The sequence below is a fragment of the Ferruginibacter profundus genome, assembly GCF_054783275.1.
Genome location: NZ_BAAGQW010000002.1, coordinates 661,315 through 679,581 on the forward strand (window position 1 = coordinate 661,315; position 18,267 = coordinate 679,581).

An 18,267-nucleotide genomic window follows, 5' to 3' on the forward strand; every position below is an offset into this window, starting at 1 on the left:
TTATTTCTTTATTGAGTCAATTATAAATTTCGGAATTTCCTTTCGCCGCTGTTCAATAACCTGTTCAAATTGCTGGTCGCTCATTTTTAAATTTTTGATGATCATTGGCCTGGCTATAAAAGGAAAAATGGTCATCGATAATAAATTCAGCAACAAGTGCAACGGGTTTACCTTTTTTATGGTTCCCTTCTTTACTTCTTTTTCAATCTGTTCCAGGAATTTCATTGGCCGCGGATTTTTTGTCATCGACCAAACCCGGGCAAAAAATTGTTCTGCATCCCGGTTGGCCTCATTCATTATAAACCAGGGCAGGTAAGGATTTTCCACCATCTCATCAATATATTCATTCACAAATAATTCTATCTTTTCAAACAAGGGCGCTTCCGATTCAAAAATGAAATTGATCCTGGGAAAGAACTTATTCGCTTCTTCCATAAATATTACCTCAAACAATTTGTCTTTATCGCGGAAGTAATAATGCAGCATGGCTTTATTGATGCCGGCTTCATCGGCAATATCCTGCATCCGGGCACCGGCCATGCCTTTTGTGGTAAATACTTTTCTGGCCGCAGCCAGTATTTTCTCCTCTGTTGTATCGTCTTTCTTTTTATTAACCATATAGTTTAACCAAACGGTTAACAAAAGTAAAAACAATTTTTCTTTCGCCAAATTTTTATTTAATGAATTGTGTTTTTGGGTGAGTGAATGGTAGTAAATATTGACATGAATGGTGAGGGCAGCCCCATAGATGAGAGGGAATATTCTTCAAATATTCCATTGTTTTCCCGAGTGAGCCACCCTTTAAGGGGTGACCCATTAGAGAAAAAATACCCCTTCGTTTGCAAGAGTGAGCCACCCTTTAAGGGGTGACCCACTCAGGGAAAGTTCGTTGATTTATTCCGCCCAACTCATCACATAATCCCCGTTCTCAATTTCCAATGCCTGCTTAGTGAGTTGCAGCGGCCGGAAAGTATCTACCATCACGGCCAGTTCTTTGGTCTCCTCGGCACCAATACTTTTAGCGACAGCTCCCGGGTGAGGGCCATGTGGTATGCCTGCAGGATGCAATGTGATCATTCCCCTGGTTACATTCCTGCGGCTCATAAAATCACCATCTACATAATACAATACTTCATCGCTGTCAATATTGCTGTGGTTGTAAGGAGCAGGAATAGCATCGGGATGATAATCATATAATCTTGGCACAAAGGAACACACTACAAAGGCGCTGGTTTCAAAAGTCTGGTGCACCGGTGGTGGCTGATGCACACGGCCGGTTATTGGTTCAAAATCATGAATAGAAAATATGTAAGGATAACAACATCCATCCCACCCTACTACATCAAACGGATGCGTACCGTAATGCAAACCATACAACATGCCTTTCTTTTTTGCTTTGATGAGGAAGTCGCCCTTTTCATCAATGGTTTGTAAATTTTGCGGTGTACGGATATCTCTTTCGCAGAAAGGCGCATGTTCCATCAGTTGCCCGTATTTACTCATGTAGCGTTTGGGAAAACGCAGTGGCGTAAAAGATTCCACAATGAACAAACGGTTCTTTTCATCTGTGAATTCTACCTGGTAAATGGTTCCTCTTGGCAGTACAATATAATCGCCGTAACCAAAAGGTAATTCGCCGTATTGTGTATGCACCGTACCGCTACCTTCATGCACAAAGATCATTTCATCGGCATCGGTGTTCTTATAAAAATAATTGCCTGTGCCTTTTGCAGGTGCAGCCAATACAATATGACAATCGCTGTTGACCAAAACCGGGATGCGGCTTTGCAAAAAATCTCCGCCGGGTTTTATATTAAAACCTTCGAAGCAACGGTGCTGCAGCATTTTTTCTTCTGCTACCTGCGGACTTACATCTACCTGTGGCTCTGTTTTTATAATTTGAGTGGGTGGATGACAATGGTACAGCAATGAATAATCATCGCTGAAACCTTCGGTGCTGAATAATTGCTCGCTGTATAAACCTCCATCGGGTTTGCGAAACTGCGTATGGCGTTTGTGCGGAATTTTTCCTAAAGTATAATAGTGAGACATCTTTTAATGGATAATTAATAAATGAATAATGTAGAATTCTTTTGAATCAATCATTATTACCAGACACAAAGTTCCAATGAGGCAAGTAAAAAAATATACTTCCAGTTGCGCTTATCAATATAATATGTGAAATTGCGGAAGAATGTCATAAGCTGAAATCGTACATAAAGTTAATGAATCAAAATCTTAAATCAACAATTACCTTATTGCCTTGTGCCGGGCTCATCTACATTGAAAATAAAAAATTGTTGCTGGCTTACAGCAGTAAAAAACAATGTTTTTATTTGCCTGGCGGAAAGATCGATAACGGCGAAACTGCTGCTGCTGCTTTATGCCGTGAAGTGCTTGAAGAAATGAATGTGCACATCAGCGAAAGCGATGTGGAATTTTACACACATATTGCTGCACCTGCCTATGGCGAAGCTGAAGGCACCATAATGGAACAGGATTGTTTTTTGTTGCACAAAAGGATCAATCCCACAGCATCAGCAGAAGTGGCATTGCTGCAATATTTTTCTGTAGCTGATTATAGCAATGAAATACACCAGGCACCGGGAGCCCTGTTGGTTTTAGCCCAATTACAAAAAGCCGGATTGATCGATTAAATTATGACCCGTATCGGATTGATATCAGACACCCATGGATTTTTAGACGATGCCGTTTTTGATCATTTTGAAAATTGCGACGAAGTATGGCATGCCGGAGATTTTGGCGATGGGGTTGCTCATGGTCTGACGTCCCGTCTGACCGTGTTGCGTGGCGTTTATGGCAATATCGACGGGCAAGATATCAGAAGTATTTATCCCGAGCAATTGGTGTTTATGTGTGAGGAAGTAAAAGTAATGATGCGGCACATCGGCGGTTATCCGCCACGATACAATCCCGAAACAAAAAAAGAGATCCTTGTTCATCAACCACAACTTTTTATTAGCGGCCATAGCCATATTTTAAAAATCATGTACGATGATAAGCTACAGTGCCTGCACATGAACCCCGGTGCAGCAGGTAAACAAGGCTGGCATAAAGTAAGAACCCTGATTCGTTTTGTGATAGATGGAAGGGAGATGAAGGATTGTGAAGTAATTGAATTAGGTAAAAAATAATGTGTTAAAACAACGATCATGCTTTTAAAAAATATTCCCGTGCTCCGCATTTTTGATGTAGCCAAAGCCAAAGAATTTTATATTGACTGGCTGGGTTTTACCATTGAATGGGAACACCAGTTTGAAGCCGGCATGCCTTATTATATCGGTATTGCAAAAGATACTATTCAGCTCCATCTATCCGAACACCATGGCGATGCCACGCCGGGCAGCAAAGTATTTATTACCTGTAACGAGATTGAAAAATTTCATGCCGGGTTGCTGAGCAGGCCTTACAAATATTACCGGCCAACTGTTGAAAAAACTTTTTATGGTTCTTTATGTATTGATATGCACGACCCGTTTGGCAACAAACTTTCTTTTAACGAATACATTAAACCGTAGATATTTTTTGTTTTTATTTCCCGCCATTTGCATGCAGGTCGGCCTTGCAATTAGTATCTAAGGCAGGTATGGCGCCTGTAACCAGGAAGCCCAGGATATCTGTAGTTTCTGAGGAGTAATACATAAGGCAGCCGGTATTACTGCAATGGTTGCCATGTGCAGCATCTTTGTGATTGGTTTGCATGGGAGAACCGATATCCACCAGTCCTAAAATGTGCCCGACCTCATGTTCAATTACGGTAGATTCCAATTTTGTTCTGCTGGCCTGGCCAATGGCGCCGGAATTATCATGTACCGTTTTTCCCAATATGCACATCGATGTATTCCTGTAGGCCAACCCTAACACTGCACTTTCGGTATAGGAACCATCAGTATATAAAAAATATACCCCCAGCTGATTGCCCGATGTAAAAACAGTACGGTTGTTTTTTTCAATGGTAGCAATATCGGTTAAGGATAATACCACTTTGTTGGCAGATGCTATTTGTGATTGTACCACAGTGATACCTCCGGGTTTATTAATAAGGCTGTTAAAAAATGCGGTGAGATTATTAATTGCAGCAGCATCAGGCGCAAAACCCGGCATGTACTGAATTTCTATTTTTACAGAAGTATAATTAGTGGCGCTTAATAAATCGTTCGCAGCGGCCCCTACCTGTTTATCGTTTGCACTGTTGATGCCCGGCAAACCTGTAGAACTGCTGTCTTTTTTGCTGCAGGATAAATTTTGTACCCCTGTTAAAGCTAATAACGAAATTATAACCAGTTTTTTCATAAGTCAGGTTTTATGGATATCTACGAAAACTATGCCACAAGGGTTTAATACTGATCATTCTACCCAATCGGCCACAAAAATATTGGTATCATGCGTGCCACCATTATTGCGGTTACTGCAGAATACTATTTTTTTCCCATCAGGAGAAAACATGGCAAAGGCATCGAATATTTTTTCAGCGGTTACTTTTTCCAGGTTGGTGCCATCTTCATTTATAGTAAACAGGTTAAAAGGATAACCTCTTTTACTCTGATGGTTGCTGGCAAAAATAATGCGCTTACTATCGTGCATATAACTGGGAGCCCAGTTGGCATTACCAAAGCTGGTTACCTGTTTTACATTGTTACCATCCAGGTCAGATACAAATACCTCCATATTTGTAGGGGCCACTAAATTCTCTGCCAGCAATTCTTTATATTCTTTTACTTCAGCTTCGGTTTTGGGCCTGCTGGCACGCCAGATAATTTTTTTTCCATTGGGACTGAACCATGCGCCGCCATCATACCCCAATGTATTGGTAATTCTTTTTTCTTTGCCTGTTTTCAGGTCCATCACATACAGGTCAATATCGCCATCTTTATCACTGGTGTAGATCATTTTCTTACCATCGGGAGATAAAGTAGCTTCTGCATCGTAGCCTTTGCTGGTGGTTAACTGCTTTACAATTTTACCATCCAGGCCGGCCATAAAAATATCATAGCTGTCATACAATGGCCAGATGTATTTGTTACCGTATTTTTTCCTGTCGGGTACAGGCGGGCAGGTATCTGCACCTAAATGAGTGCTGGCATAAATAATATGTTTGCCATCTTTAGTAAAAAAACCGCAGGTGGTTCTTCCTTTTCCGGTACTTACTTTTGTATACGTAAATTTTTCGCCGGGCTTTGTGGGTATCTTGCCCACAAACATTTCATCGCACATGATGCCTTCTTTGGGATTCGTGCGTTGAAAAATAAGCCATTTGCCATCGTAGCTGAAATATGCTTCGGCATTATCGCCGCCAAAAGTTAATTGCTGCATATTTTTAAAATGCTTTTCGCCGGGAAAGAGAATGGTATCTTCAGGGTGAGTCGTGAGTCGTGAATCGTCAATGGTGAATGATGACTGGTGAATTGGATTCTTTGCTTTGAAAGAACTCACTGGAATCGTTATAGTCAGCAATACTATTGCAGCAAGGGCAAATCTTCTCATTGATGTAGTTTTATGCGGCAAAGTTAAGGCTCTGCTCATTTTAATTGTCAGAAAAATGTAATGACGTTAACAAGTATCGGCTTAATTTTGCGCCATCAAATAATTTATGAAGCAAATAATCCCCGGCCTTTTTGTTTTTATCTTTTTTGCAGCCTGTAATAACGCTGCTACAGAGCAACCCCTTACCAAACAGGAAATACCTGTGCAGGAAAAAGAAATGAAGGAGGCTATTTTTAAATATCCTGATTCAATAGCGCTGAGAAACGCATTGATAGAATATTATTATAACAACAGTAATTATGATATGGCATTAAGTGAGATAAACAATGCTATACAGAAAGACAGCAATAACGCTTCACTTTGGGATAAAAGAGGCAGACTTTACTTTGAAAACGGAGACACCGCTGATGCCATAAAATCTTACCAGACAGCAATCGACATATTCCCTGATCCTCAATATATAATGTCCCTTGGATGGATATATGCACAAAGAAAAGACAGTAATGCACTAGTGATGGCCAACGCTTTGCTTATTGGCAAAAATGCTCATTCGGAAAAAGAAGCTTTATTAATTAAAGGATTGTACTTTAAAGCGAAAGGAGATAATCAAAAAGCTTTAAGTTTTTTTGATACTTGTATCAACATGGATTATACCTATATGCTAGCGTATAGCGAAAAAGCCATTGTGTTATATGACATGACAAAATATGAAGAAGCGCTTAAAGTACTGGACAGAGCCGTTACATTACAGAATAAATTTGATGAAGGCTATTACTGGATGGGCCGTTGTTTTGAAAAACTCAACAGAACCAACGATGCTATTGAAAGTTACCGGACGGCTATTTTATACAACCCTGATTATGATGAAGCGAAAGAAGCATTGAGCAAACTGGGTGTTAAATAGAAGCTCATAAATTCATGAAAGAGACTTTCTGAAGGCAAGTTTTTTAGCAGTCAGTTGATATAGCTAACTTTGCCTTTATTAAATATTATTCATTATCAATCATTCATTAGTAATATGGCTATCATCGCACCTTCCTTATTAGCTTCAAATTTTTTAAACTTAGAAGCAGAATGCAAAATGCTGAACGAAAGCCAGGCCGATTGGTTTCACCTGGATGTGATGGACGGACGCTTTGTACCCAATATTAGTTTTGGGCCGATGCTGATAGAGTTTTTCAGAAAAGCCACCACCAAATTTTGTGATGTGCATTTAATGATTGAAGAGCCGGAAAAATATGCCGAAGCTTTTAAGAAAGCCGGTGCCGATAATTTAACCATTCATATTGAAGCCTGCAGAAATTTACACCGCAATATCCAGCAGATAAAAGAGCTGGGCATGAAGGCCGGTATAGCAGTTAACCCACATACACCGGTTGAAAGTTTAAAAGATATTTTAGCTGATATTGATATAGTGTGTTTAATGAGTGTAAATCCGGGTTTCGGCGGACAATCCTTCATTCCTTATACGCTTACCAAAATAAAAGAATTGCGTAAAATGATCGATGAAAGATCATTGCAGGTAAAAATTGAAATTGATGGCGGCGTAACGGTTGCCAATGCAAAGTCAATTCTTGATGCCGGCGCCGATGTACTGGTTGCAGGTAATACTGTTTTTAAAGCAGCTGATCCTATTGCGACTATTGCACAACTAAAAGCTATTTAGCCGCCGCCAGGTTATCATATATCTGCTGCACCACATCACCGTCTTTCTTTAACCAGTTGGTTTCTGTTTTATCCCATTTGTATTTTTTACCAATTACATTTTCCAGCATTTCCTGTGCTTTATAAGCCTGTTCTTTATTGTAAAAGCAATTCACCCATTTATCCATCAGTTTATCTTTACCGGTAACGGTTATCGATCCATCGTACCAGTTAAAAACCGGCGGCAATCCAATAAATACGGCAGGCGAAGTTGTAGCCCTTGCTACTTTATCTTTCAATAATTTGTTGTAAAAATTAACGCAATCCAAAAGCCTTTTCTTAATGGCTTCATCAGATTCTGCCTTTGCAGGTTTAATGCGCCATTGATTATTGCTGCCATAAAACGGATCATCAGTTAATACTTTCTGCACTTTGCCATCCCCCCTGTACTCAATTTTCTTTTTATCACTTCCCCCCGTCAGTACCAGGTCCTTCCCGTCAAGCTTGTCAATAGTATATTGTGCTTTGCCACCATCTGTGTATGTAATAGTAAGACCTTTGCCCGCAGCATCCAAAGTCCATTTACCAAAGCGTATGGCATCACGGGGATTTACCACTACAGAACCATCAGAAAAAAACGAAAAGCCCCTGTATGGCATTTCAAAAGCAGCACTGCTGCCGGAAAGTTCTGCTTCCTGGGCATCATCCTTATTCTCCCAGTTTTGCGCCAATAAAGTTTTAGCATCAGTTGAACTGCTGATATCAGTAAGTGATGCTGCCAAAGCCGCTGTAGCTTCTTTCCCTTTTTCTTCCTTGCCTTTCTCTTTACCCGCTGCACCGGTACCACTATTGTCGCCGCACCCGGTTGCCACCATTGCATAAATCCCAACTAAAAAAAGTATTCGCTTCATAAATGTATTTTTTTCAAAAATATTAATAAGAACCTGTAATAAGTCAACAAAATTCCAAAGCAACGAATTTAACAAAAAAATAAAGAGTTATGGCCGGCAACAAGTGAATTCGCATTAAAAACGCATTAAAACAAAGCTGGCAACCCTTAGCAAAAAATATTTTATCTTCATTGTATGAGAGCATTTTCTGTATTGATATTATCACTGCTTTTTTTAACTGCTACCGCCCAAAAGAAAACGGCCCTTGTTTCCGGCAAAGTGGTGGATGAAAATGATAAACCACTATCAAGAGTATCTGTGGTAATCCTGGGCAAATCAACCGGTACCCTTACCGATGACAGCGGCCGCTTTAAAATTAAAGTACCTGCAGAAAAGGCCTTTGCCCTGGTATTTACTTTTTCGGGTTATAAAGAAATCCAAAAGAATTTTTACCTCAGTAATAATGAAGAAGAAACCACCACCATCCCCATGGAAGCAGGCGGCAAAACTTTAGAAGCCATTACCGTTACCGATGATAACCAACGCAAGGAAATGGGGCTGGCTAAGATCAATCCCAAAAATGCCATCACCTTACCCAGCACCATTGGTGGTGTGGAAGGCCTGATAAAAATATTGGTGGGCAGTAATAATGAACTCACCTCACAGTACAGTGTACGTGGCGGCAACTACGATGAGAATTTAATTTACATCAACGACTTCGAAATTTTTCGTCCTTACCTGGTTCGCAGTGGCCAGCAGGAAGGCTTAAGTTTCATCAACCCCGAAATGGCGAAGAATGTAAATTTTTATAATGGCGGCTTCCAGGCAAAATATGGTGATAAGATGAGCAGTGTGCTCGACATTCAATATAAAAAACCAAAAGCCTTTGGTGGTACCGTATATGTCAGTTTGTTAGAACAGGGCCTGCACCTGGAAGGTGCTAACAAAAAAGGGAATGTTACTTATTTGTTTGGTGTACGCAATAAAAGCAATAAGAATTTACTAAGCAGCCAGGAAACAGTGGGTTCCTACATTCCTTCTTCTGCCGATCTGCAAACTTTTATCACTTATAAAGTGAGCGAAAAATTACAATTCGAATTATTAGGTAATTACTCCGTTACCAAATTCACCTTGTTTCCGCAGTCGGCACAAAAAACCACGTCTGTTTTTTCGCCGCTGTTTACTGCCAACCTTGGCCTGGACATTAATTTTGAGGGCAAGGAACAAGACGGCTATAAAACCAGTTTGCTTGGTTTAAGCATGTTGTACAACCCTAACAAAAAAGTAAAACTAAAGTGGATGCTTAGCCGCTTTGAAGATAAAGAGAATGAGAATTTTGATATTGCCGGGGCTTATCTTTTTGGCGACAGGGATTTTGATAACAGCAGCAGCACTTTCGGGCAGATCATTAATCCGCTGGGGGCAGGTTACTATCAAAACTATGGCAGAAATACTTTAGATATTGCAGTATATAATGCCAGCCTTAAAGGAAGCATCGATAAAGGCAAACACTTCATCCAGTTTGGTAACAGCATTGAGCAGACCAATATCAACGATAAATTAAGAGAATGGGAATACCAGGATAGCGCCGGTTATTCCTTACCCTACAATCCTGCCAATTTAAATTTGTTTAAGGTATTGAATTCAACTGCTGATCTGTCGATACAAAAATTCAGTGGTTATGTGCAGGATAATATCCGTTTAGGTAACAACAAAAAAGATATCAGTTTACAAGCAGGCATTCGTTATAATTACAATTCGCTTAACAAAGAATTTTTGGTGAGCCCACGCATGCAACTGAGCTTTAAACCACAATGGAAAAAAGATGTGTTGCTGAAATTTGCTGCCGGTGTTTACGACCAGCCACCTTTTTACAGGGAACTGAGAAAATATAACGGCACATTAAATACCAATGTAAAAGCACAAAAAAGTTACCAGGTAGTTGCAGGAATGGATTATAGTTTTAAAGGATCAGAGTCCCGCCCTTTTCGCCTGACTACAGAAGCGTATTACAAAACCATCTCTGATGTGGATGTGTATGATGTGGACAATGTAAAGATCCGCTATGCAGGCAACAATGATGCTAAAGCCTATGCCACCGGTGTGGAAGCAAGATTATTTGGTGAATTAGTGAAAGATGCAGAAAGCTGGCTGAGCATTGGTTTTATGCGTACCAAAGAAAATTTAAACAACGATTATTATTACCAGTATAAAAATGCCGCCGGTGAGATCATCAACGCAAAAAGTACCGACCAGGTGCCGGTGGACAGTATTAAGAATGAAGTGGGCTGGTTACGCCGCCCTACCGATCGTTTGATAACTGTTGGTTTATACATGGAAGATTACCTGCCCACCAATAAAAATTTCAAAGTGCATTTAAACATGTTGTACGGCAGCAACATGAGTTATAATATTCCTAATAGTGTGAAGTATCGCAACGCATTGATCATCGATCCTTACATCAGGATAGATATTGGTTTTAGCGCACAATTGCTGAGCGAAAAAAGCAAACGCCGCAGTCATAGCCCTTTTAAAGATTTTGAAAATATCTGGGCCAGTTTTGAAGTGTTTAATTTAATTGACCGCCCCAATACCATCTCTTACCAGCTGATAAAAGATTTTGCAAATAATATTTACAGTATTCCCAATCGGTTAACACCAAGGTTGGTGAATTTTAAAATTGTGGCAAGGTTTTAAAACTATAGCACAATGCGTAAAATCTCTGCTTTTTTTATTTTATGCTTATTAACAGCTTGTAGTTCAAGTATTGATTCCCCGGCGGAGCTGATTTCTAAATTTAATACTCACAGAAAAGAATTTGACCAGTTGCTTTCAGATCTGAATACTAATCCTGTGGTAGATTCATTATATCGTGGAACTGTTACAAGAAGATCAGAGGAGTTGCCCAAAGATATTTACAGAAGACTTCTAAATTTAAATATTCCCATCGTTTACAGGCATTACTGTTGTAATAAGAAACCCTGCCAAGCTATATTTGTTTTTCAAACAACCTGGAACACAAAAGTGCCCTTTATAATTGACAACAACCCTTGCGACTCTCTTAGAACAAAAATCAACTCATATGTTAAAGACAAAAACAATAATGAGTTTTGGGGGCTTGGAGATTCCTGGCAAATTTACAAAGAAGTAAAAGCATTTGAGATAGATCAGTAGTTTGGCATATCAAGTAGATAAGATTGAAGGCACAAGTCCCGCAATAGATAAACTTTGAATTAATGACATCAAAACAAATTCTTAAACTCTTATTACATAGAGACGTAGTAATGCTATTTGCTTCTGCTGCTTTCTTTTTCATGACTTTTTTAAGCATCAGGGATTATGGATTAAAACTCTCCAACCTCGATAAATACCAAGCGGTTTTTGTTTCTTGCGACAGTACTGTTATTAAAGTAATAAATAAGCCTCTATTTAAACAAGTAACGCAAAGGTTAGATCTTAAACTAGAAAATATTCCTTATTATTTTTCTTTACAAACAAAAAAAGACTTTAGTTATTTAACATCCCAAATAAAACCTGGAGATACTTTATTAATCTGGACCAAAACTAAGAAGACGGATCTGAGCAAAACCAATTTCATTGCCATCAATCATCTTGTTGCTAAGAACAAAATTATTGTTGACTTTTATAAATCCTTTTCTGTAACACCGGGATTAATATTATTTAGTTTGATTCCTGCTTTTGGTTTTTCAACCTGGTATTATGTTAGAACAAAAAAAAGGTTTCGTAAATTTTTCTGTAAATAAAAGCTCCACTTATAATATTCATAAAAGACAGATGAACTAAAATTCCAATCATCTTTTATTTTCATTCCTAAACTTAAAATTCCCTTCAAATCTGTTTTCAATTTTCGCCATCTACACATACCAAACCACTTTTCTTTTCGTTATTTAATTAACATTCTGTTGATAAGTTATTTTGCAATGTATTAATTGTTATTCGTTAAATTTGAAAAGCAAGTTTAGAAGTACCAACACAATATTTAATTGTAAACTAAGTGCTGCTATGTTTGGTTGGTTTTTCACAACAACAGAAACAGTGCGTAAAACTGAAAACCTTTGACAGAGACGATCATTAACCTCGAAACCGTTAACCCCATTGAATTCTTTGGCGTAAACAACGGAAAGTTAGACATCTTAAAAAAGAAGTTTCCCCTCGTAAAAATTCTCAGCCGTGGTACACAGATTAAATTGAGCGGCGCTCCCGAACAAATTGAAGGTGCAAGAGAAAAGATTGATCTCATCCTGCAATACCTTGAACGTAACGGCCACATGAGCGCCAATTATTTTGAACAGATATTAGGCGGCGATGATGAAAAAGTGATTGATAATTTCATGGACCGCAATCCTAATGATGTATTGGTATTTGGCCCCAACGGTAAAACAGTAAGGGCCCGTACCAGCAATCAGAAACGGATGGTGGAAGCCTGCGACAAGAATGATATTCTTTTTGCCATCGGGCCCGCAGGTACTGGTAAAACCTATACTGCTGTAGCTTTAGCAGTAAGGGCATTAAAAAATAAATTGGTTAAGAAGATCATCTTAACAAGGCCCGCTGTAGAAGCTGGTGAAAGCCTTGGCTTTTTACCAGGTGACCTGAAAGAAAAAATTGACCCGTACTTAAGGCCTTTATATGATGCACTGGATGACATGATACCTGCCGACAAGTTAGGTTATTACATGACCACACGTACCATTGAAATAGCGCCGCTGGCCTACATGAGAGGACGTACGTTAGACAACGCCTTCATCATTCTGGATGAAGCACAGAATACAAACGACCTGCAGATAAAAATGTTCTTAACCCGTATCGGGCCCAATGCAAAAGCCATCATCACCGGCGATCCTACGCAGATCGATCTGCCTAAAAATCAACAGAGCGGTTTGTTTAAAGCCACCCGTATCCTTAAAAATATCGAGGGCATTGCACATATCGAACTGGATGAAGAAGATGTGGTAAGGCACCGTTTGGTAAAATCTATCATCAAGGCTTATAATAAAGATGATGGTAAAATAGATGAACCAAAAAAGAGTTTGTAGTTTTGGCTGAATGACTCTTTTACAAAATACTAACCTTTCGGATATAATGAGGTGGCTGATGAGCTGCCTCATTTTTTTATGTTGTTCCTGCGGTAATACCAGCAAGTACAAAGATCTTGTTATTACTACAGCAGATTCCTTAAAAGAAGTGAACAGGATTAAAAGGGCCTTTATAAAAATTGATGCTGCTAAACCATTAATTAAAACCGGCGACCTGGTGGTAAGAACCGGCAGCGATTTTACCAGCGAAAGTTTGCGTAGCCTTAACCAGAGAGATAAAACCTATTCGCATTGCGGTATTGCAAGCATTGAAAACGATACGGTGTTTGTTTACCATGCACTGGGTGGTGAGTGGAACCCTGACCAGAAAATACGCAGGGATATTTTTGACAATTTTGCAGAACCCTACAGCAACAGGGGCATTGGTATTTACAGGTATTCTATTGCAGCTGCTGATATTAAAAACCTGGTGGCATCGGTACACCAGCTTTACCATTTAGGCGTTATGTTCGATATGAAATTTGATCTGCAAAGCAGCGACCGCATGTATTGCGCCGAATTTGTGTATAAATCCTACCTGTTGGGTTGCAATGGCAAACTCAAATTTACCACTAGCCATATTGGCAAATTTGAGTTTATTGGTGTGGATGATCTCTTTCTGCAACCTATGTGCAAAGAACAAAAAAAGATTTTATTCCAATAATACTTTGAAACATGGAAAATAAAACTAATTTTGAAACCTAAATAAACTAAAAATACTTTTTATGAAAAAAATGTTATTAGCTGTTGCAGTAACTACATCTCTACTCTTTGTTAGCTGTAATTCCGGCGGTGGCGACCCCAAAACTGTTTTAATGTCTTTTTTTGAAGCATTAAGCAAAAAAGATTTTACCGCTGCCAAAAAATTAGCCACTAAGGATAGCGAAGCCATGTTCAGCATGATTGAAATGGGCATGCAAATGAACAAAGACAATAAGGATATGGATAAGTACGACAAAGAGAAAATGGAATTTGGAGAAACAAAAATTGACGGCGACAAAGCTACTGTAGCAGTTAAAGATAAAACGAGCGGCGAAAGCACCAACTTTATTTTAAAGAAAGAAAGCGGCAACTGGAAAGTAGCATTTGATAAAGCTTCATTAATGCAGATGGGTACCGACAAAATAAAAGAGAAAGGCATGAGCACCAACGATATGATCGATTCTGCCCAAAACGGCCTGGAAAAATTAAAAGAAATGAACCCCGATTCATTAGCCAATAAGATGAAAGAAGGCATGGATAAATTAAAAGAGATCCAGGAAAAAAATCCCGAAGCCATGAAACAAATGCAGGAAGCGGTGAAGAAAATGCAGGAAGCACAAAAGAACCAGTAATACAAAAAAACTGATACTATTAAAAGCACCTTCAAAATGGGGGTGCTTTTTTATTTGCCTTAACCGAAAGATGTTTAACTTTAATTATGATTAAGACAATATTATTTTCATTGGTGCTGGCAGTTACTTTATTCGCCTGCACCCCTGCTGCAAAAAAAGACCCGGTTACCGACACTGATGTAGCCACTACTTTTATAAGGGCGGTATTGGATAATGATTTTACCACAGCCGAAAAATACCTGCTTAAAGATGAATCGAACCAGCAGTATTTTGAAAGTTTTAAACACCAGTATCAAACCAAAGACAATGCAGAGCTGGAAAAATACAAAGCTGCCGATATCATCATTAACGAAATTAAACCCGAAAGCGATTCGGTTCACCTTGTAGATTATACCAACACTTACAAAAAAGAATCGAAGAATAATTTAAAACTGGTATGGTCTGGTGGTAAATGGCTGATTGATTTCAAATATACTTTTGCCGAAAAACAGTGATGCGTAATGTTTAAAAATTTTCTTTTAGTGGGATTGGGTGGCGCATTGGGTTCTATGTTGCGTTATGCCACTTCATTGCTGATCAGCTTTAAAACGTTTCCCTTTGCAACACTTACCATAAACATTGTGGGTAGTTTCATTATTGGCCTGGTGCTGGCCTTTAGCTTAAAAGACGAAGCCTTTTTAAACAACTGGAAATTATTTTTAGCCACAGGTCTTTGCGGCGGCTTTACCACATTCTCTGCATTTTCCGCCGAAAATGTAGTACTCTTACAAAACGAAAAATATTTACTGGCTTTACTCTATATTGTAATCAGCATTATTGCCGGTATTGCAGCAGCATGGCTTGGTTTTAACCTGGTAATCAATCAAAAATCATAATTCTTAAATCTAAAATAATCATGTACGTACTTCACCCCTGGCACGGCGCTCATTACGGAGACAAATCTCCTCATATTGTAAATGGCCTTATCGAAATTTCGCAAGGCAGCAAGGCCAAATATGAAATTGATAAAAAAACAGGATTACTGATTCTCGACCGAATTATTTATTCATCTTTCCACTACCCTATCAACTATGGTTTTATTCCGCAAACGCTAGGGCATGACGGAGACCCGTTGGATATATTGGTCATGTGCAGCGAAAGTATTCAGCCACTTTGTTTGGTAGAAGCTACCGTTATTGGCAATATGCAGATGATTGACAATGGCGAAAAAGATGATAAGATCATTGCCGTGGCCACACACGACCCTGCTGTAAATTATATCACTGATGTGGATGAATTACCCAAACACTTTATTGCCGTATTAAAAAATTATTTTGAGAATTATAAAATGCTCGAAAATAAAATAGTGGAGATTGATGAATTTCAGCATAAAGATGCCGCCTATAAGATCATTACTGAAGCTATTGATTATTACAAAGAAAAATATCCTAAATGACCCTAAAAAAAAATAACATGGAGATGCAAACTATTCTCGTCATTATACTGATTGGGATTGCGGCCGGCACACTAAGTGGATTGGTTGGCGTGGGTGGCGGTATCATTATTGTTCCTGCATTGGTATATTTTATTGGCTTTAGCCAGAAGGCAGCACAGGGCACTTCACTGGGTGTATTGCTTTTACCGGTAGGTATTTTAGGCGTTATGCAATATTATAAACAGGGCCATATCGATATGAAGGTAGTGGGGTATCTTTCTATTGGTTTTATTGTGGGAGGATTGCTCGGCAGTAAAATTGCGATTAATCTATCGCAGGAAACATCTAAAAAAATATTTGCCATACTGATGATTGTTATTGCTATCAAAATGCTTTTCCTGGACAAACCTAAAAAAGCAGACAGCAATACCACTGTACAAAATATGGAGCAAACAAAAACGATCAGGAACGACGGCTGACCTGCAGGCTGGTCAAAAATATCTTTTGATGATCCTTAATTGATGCGTTCTTTCACCTGTGGACGTATTTACAATGCCTTCGTTATCTATTTTATCAATGCGTACTTTGGTGGATGCATGTATGATCTCATGGTCATTTAATAAAATACCTACATGAACGATCTGTCCTTCTTCATCATCAAAAAAAGCAAGGTCGCCGCAACGGGCCTCCTGTAAAAAACCTACCACTTCTCCTTCTGTTACCTGCAGGTTGGCATCACGCAGCAAGGGAATATTTAAAAATTTATATACCGACTGCGCAAAACCGCTGCAGTCAATACCAAATACAGAACGGCCGCCCCATAAGTAAGCTGTATTCAAAAATTTAAAAGCAATTTGCCTGATGGTGGCTTCATCAGTTTTTGCCTTGGCCGGATCAAACATTGTACCCGAAAATTTTATTCCCGTTTCTTTTGGTTGCAGCACACTTCCCAAAGGTATAAACATGGGTTTACCATCGTAACTGATCTCATTCACCCAGTCTGCCGCTACAACAATATCGCTGTCGTTATATTGCGCCGCATCAATTTCCTGCAATTGTGCCGGCTGGCACCAGCCTTCATACCCATCAGCCTTACAGGTAATTTTTACCCACCCTTTAATATCACTGTTATCGGTAGTAACTTTTTCGCCAAACAGCAACTGGCTTTTCATTTCACTACGGTGATCGGGCGTCATGCGTACATGAGCTACAGGCACACAACAAATGGCATACTTCATAAAATCAATTTTGCTTCAATCTAAATTATGGAAATTATACTATGTTTACATCTTATTACTACTATAACTTACTGTAAAAGTTTTGAGCCCGGCCAAATACCAACATATTGACGACAACGAACTGTTGCAACGGTTTTATACCGACCACGATAATGAGTGGCTGGGTATATTGCTGCAGCGCTATACCATGCTGTTGCTGGGTGTGTGTATGAAGTATTTAAAAAATGAAGAAGAAGCTAAAGACAGTGTGCAACAGGTTTTTTTAAAAGCTATTAATGAACTGCACAAATACAAAGTAGATTATTTTAAAAGCTGGATTTACATGGTGGCCAAAAACCATTGCCTGATGAAACTGAGGGATAAAGGCAAGTACACCGCCGAAATAAATGAGCAGTTAATGGCCACACCGGATGAAACTACGGATAAAAGTAATTATATTGAAAAAGACAAGGCCCTTACCAATATGGCGGAAGCTTTACTGCAACTGAACAAAGAGCAGCAACTATGCATAACTTTGTTTTATCTTGAGAAGAAAAGTTACCAGGAAATTACCGACCAGACACAGTATACATTAATGCAGGTAAAGAGCCATATTCAAAACGGAAAAAGAAATTTGAAATTATTGATGGAGCGAAAGAAAATCAGTTGATAGTTGATGGTTAATAGTATTTAGTAACTCTACAACTACAAACTATCAACCATGATCCATGAACCATAAACCATGAACGAGGATTTTAAAAACATATTGAACAACAGTAATAAAGATATTGATAACCAAAAGCTGATGGATTATCTCAGCCGGCAGTTATCAAAACAGGATACGCATGAGCTGGAGAAAATGATGGCCGAAGATGATTTCATTAATGATGCTGTTGAAGGATTAGCTGAATTTGACAATGTTAAAAAACTACCGCTTTCTGTAGAGCAGTTAAACAGGGAATTACAAAAGCAAATTAATAAAAAGAAAGACCGTAGGGAAAAACGCAAAATAAAAGACCAGCCCTGGGTGTATTTTACAATCATACTTTTATTGATACTCACTATTGTTTGTTATGTGATCATAAAAAAGAGAATGGATAACCAGCGCCTTCTTAAAAAGCCCGTGATTACTCAGCAAGCTAAAACAGGCAATTGATTTAAAACGCC

General features: G+C 38.9%; 23 protein-coding genes. 17 read left to right on the forward strand and 6 right to left on the reverse strand.

Annotated elements, in window-relative coordinates; genetic code table 11:
- Complete coding sequence (locus ACYVM0_RS13075; RefSeq protein WP_460557746.1) at nt 1–669, reverse strand: TetR/AcrR family transcriptional regulator; 669 nt, start codon at nt 667–669, stop codon at nt 1–3.
- 225 nt (nt 670–894) lie between these two features.
- Entirely contained in the window at nt 895–2,052 is a 1,158-nt protein-coding gene (locus tag ACYVM0_RS13080; RefSeq protein ID WP_460557748.1) for a homogentisate 1,2-dioxygenase, read from the reverse strand.
- Nucleotides 2,053–2,225: 173 nt separating this feature from the next.
- Here ACYVM0_RS13080 and ACYVM0_RS13085 point away from each other — a divergent pair, with 173 nt between their 5' ends.
- The 3 genes from ACYVM0_RS13085 to ACYVM0_RS13095 are packed head-to-tail and all read left to right on the forward strand — an operon-like array spanning nt 2,226 to nt 3,539.
- Nucleotides 2,226–2,657: an NUDIX hydrolase gene (locus tag ACYVM0_RS13085; RefSeq protein ID WP_460557750.1), complete on the forward strand. Its 432-nt coding sequence runs from the start codon at nt 2,226–2,228 to the stop codon at nt 2,655–2,657.
- Nucleotides 2,658–2,660: 3 nt separating this feature from the next.
- On the forward strand, nt 2,661–3,155 hold the full coding sequence (locus ACYVM0_RS13090) for a metallophosphoesterase family protein (RefSeq protein ID WP_460557752.1): 495 nt from the start codon (nt 2,661–2,663) through the stop codon (nt 3,153–3,155).
- Nucleotides 3,156–3,173: 18 nt separating this feature from the next.
- On the forward strand, nt 3,174–3,539 hold the full coding sequence (locus ACYVM0_RS13095) for a glyoxalase superfamily protein (protein ID WP_460557754.1): 366 nt from the start codon (nt 3,174–3,176) through the stop codon (nt 3,537–3,539).
- Nucleotides 3,540–3,552: 13 nt separating this feature from the next.
- Here the strand turns inward: ACYVM0_RS13095 and ACYVM0_RS13100 are convergent, their stop codons facing one another.
- Together ACYVM0_RS13100 and ACYVM0_RS13105 are read right to left on the reverse strand one after the other, a co-directional pair.
- Nucleotides 3,553–4,314 carry a zinc metalloprotease gene (locus tag ACYVM0_RS13100; RefSeq protein ID WP_460557756.1) on the reverse strand — a complete coding sequence of 254 codons (762 nt, stop codon included), beginning with the start codon at nt 4,312–4,314 and terminating at the stop codon, nt 3,553–3,555.
- A gap of 54 nt (nt 4,315–4,368) precedes the next feature.
- Complete coding sequence (locus ACYVM0_RS13105; RefSeq protein WP_460557758.1) at nt 4,369–5,505, reverse strand: TolB family protein; 1,137 nt, start codon at nt 5,503–5,505, stop codon at nt 4,369–4,371.
- A 106-nt stretch (nt 5,506–5,611) separates the two neighbouring features.
- Here ACYVM0_RS13105 and ACYVM0_RS13110 point away from each other — a divergent pair, with 106 nt between their 5' ends.
- Complete coding sequence (locus ACYVM0_RS13110) at nt 5,612–6,409, forward strand: tetratricopeptide repeat protein (protein ID WP_460557760.1); 798 nt, start codon at nt 5,612–5,614, stop codon at nt 6,407–6,409.
- Between the two features lie 114 nt (nt 6,410–6,523).
- Nucleotides 6,524–7,171: a ribulose-phosphate 3-epimerase gene (rpe, locus tag ACYVM0_RS13115; RefSeq protein ID WP_460557762.1), complete on the forward strand. Its 648-nt coding sequence runs from the start codon at nt 6,524–6,526 to the stop codon at nt 7,169–7,171.
- Here rpe and ACYVM0_RS13120 read toward each other — a convergent pair.
- Nucleotides 7,164–8,060: a hypothetical protein gene (locus ACYVM0_RS13120; protein ID WP_460557764.1), complete on the reverse strand. Its 897-nt coding sequence runs from the start codon at nt 8,058–8,060 to the stop codon at nt 7,164–7,166. The genes rpe and ACYVM0_RS13120 overlap by 8 nt on opposite strands.
- 174 nt (nt 8,061–8,234) lie before the next feature.
- Between ACYVM0_RS13120 and ACYVM0_RS13125 the strand changes: the two genes are divergently transcribed.
- The 10 genes from ACYVM0_RS13125 (at nt 8,235) to ACYVM0_RS13170 (ending at nt 16,362) form a co-directional block, all read left to right on the forward strand.
- The gene (locus tag ACYVM0_RS13125) at nt 8,235–10,736 is read left to right on the forward strand and encodes a TonB-dependent receptor (protein ID WP_460557766.1); all 2,502 of its coding nucleotides are present in this window, start codon (nt 8,235–8,237) and stop codon (nt 10,734–10,736) included.
- A 12-nt stretch (nt 10,737–10,748) separates the two neighbouring features.
- Complete coding sequence (locus ACYVM0_RS13130) at nt 10,749–11,213, forward strand: hypothetical protein (RefSeq protein ID WP_460557768.1); 465 nt, start codon at nt 10,749–10,751, stop codon at nt 11,211–11,213.
- Between the two features lie 62 nt (nt 11,214–11,275).
- A complete protein-coding gene (locus ACYVM0_RS13135; RefSeq protein ID WP_460557770.1) occupies nt 11,276–11,803 on the forward strand; it encodes a hypothetical protein in 528 nt (175 codons plus the stop codon).
- Nucleotides 11,804–12,115: 312 nt separating this feature from the next.
- The gene (locus ACYVM0_RS13140; RefSeq protein ID WP_460557772.1) at nt 12,116–13,096 is read left to right on the forward strand and encodes a PhoH family protein; all 981 of its coding nucleotides are present in this window, start codon (nt 12,116–12,118) and stop codon (nt 13,094–13,096) included.
- 58 nt (nt 13,097–13,154) lie between these two features.
- Nucleotides 13,155–13,799, forward strand: a complete 645-nt coding sequence (locus tag ACYVM0_RS13145; protein WP_460557774.1) for a YiiX/YebB-like N1pC/P60 family cysteine hydrolase — start codon at nt 13,155–13,157, stop codon at nt 13,797–13,799.
- A gap of 61 nt (nt 13,800–13,860) precedes the next feature.
- On the forward strand, nt 13,861–14,469 hold the full coding sequence (locus ACYVM0_RS13150; protein ID WP_460557776.1) for a nuclear transport factor 2 family protein: 609 nt from the start codon (nt 13,861–13,863) through the stop codon (nt 14,467–14,469).
- An 86-nt stretch (nt 14,470–14,555) separates the two neighbouring features.
- Nucleotides 14,556–14,963, forward strand: coding sequence for a hypothetical protein (locus ACYVM0_RS13155; protein WP_460557778.1), 408 nt, complete (start codon nt 14,556–14,558; stop codon nt 14,961–14,963).
- A gap of 6 nt (nt 14,964–14,969) precedes the next feature.
- Nucleotides 14,970–15,344 carry a fluoride efflux transporter FluC gene (crcB, locus tag ACYVM0_RS13160; protein ID WP_460557780.1) on the forward strand — a complete coding sequence of 125 codons (375 nt, stop codon included), beginning with the start codon at nt 14,970–14,972 and terminating at the stop codon, nt 15,342–15,344.
- Between the two features lie 20 nt (nt 15,345–15,364).
- Nucleotides 15,365–15,904 (forward strand): inorganic diphosphatase, encoded by a 540-nt coding sequence (locus ACYVM0_RS13165; RefSeq protein WP_460557782.1) that lies wholly within the window; start codon nt 15,365–15,367, stop codon nt 15,902–15,904.
- Nucleotides 15,901–16,362, forward strand: a complete 462-nt coding sequence (locus ACYVM0_RS13170; RefSeq protein WP_460557784.1) for a sulfite exporter TauE/SafE family protein — start codon at nt 15,901–15,903, stop codon at nt 16,360–16,362. The genes ACYVM0_RS13165 and ACYVM0_RS13170 overlap by 4 nt, the downstream gene beginning before the upstream one ends.
- A gap of 12 nt (nt 16,363–16,374) precedes the next feature.
- Here ACYVM0_RS13170 and ACYVM0_RS13175 read toward each other — a convergent pair whose 3' ends face one another.
- The gene (locus ACYVM0_RS13175) at nt 16,375–17,121 is read right to left on the reverse strand and encodes a C40 family peptidase (protein ID WP_460557786.1); all 747 of its coding nucleotides are present in this window, start codon (nt 17,119–17,121) and stop codon (nt 16,375–16,377) included.
- 82 nt (nt 17,122–17,203) lie between these two features.
- Here ACYVM0_RS13175 and ACYVM0_RS13180 point away from each other — a divergent pair, with 82 nt between their 5' ends.
- Nucleotides 17,204–17,770: an RNA polymerase sigma factor gene (locus ACYVM0_RS13180; RefSeq protein WP_460557788.1), complete on the forward strand. Its 567-nt coding sequence runs from the start codon at nt 17,204–17,206 to the stop codon at nt 17,768–17,770.
- A gap of 72 nt (nt 17,771–17,842) precedes the next feature.
- On the forward strand, nt 17,843–18,256 hold the full coding sequence (locus tag ACYVM0_RS13185; protein WP_460557790.1) for a hypothetical protein: 414 nt from the start codon (nt 17,843–17,845) through the stop codon (nt 18,254–18,256).
- Nucleotides 18,257–18,267: the final 11 nt, after the last annotated feature.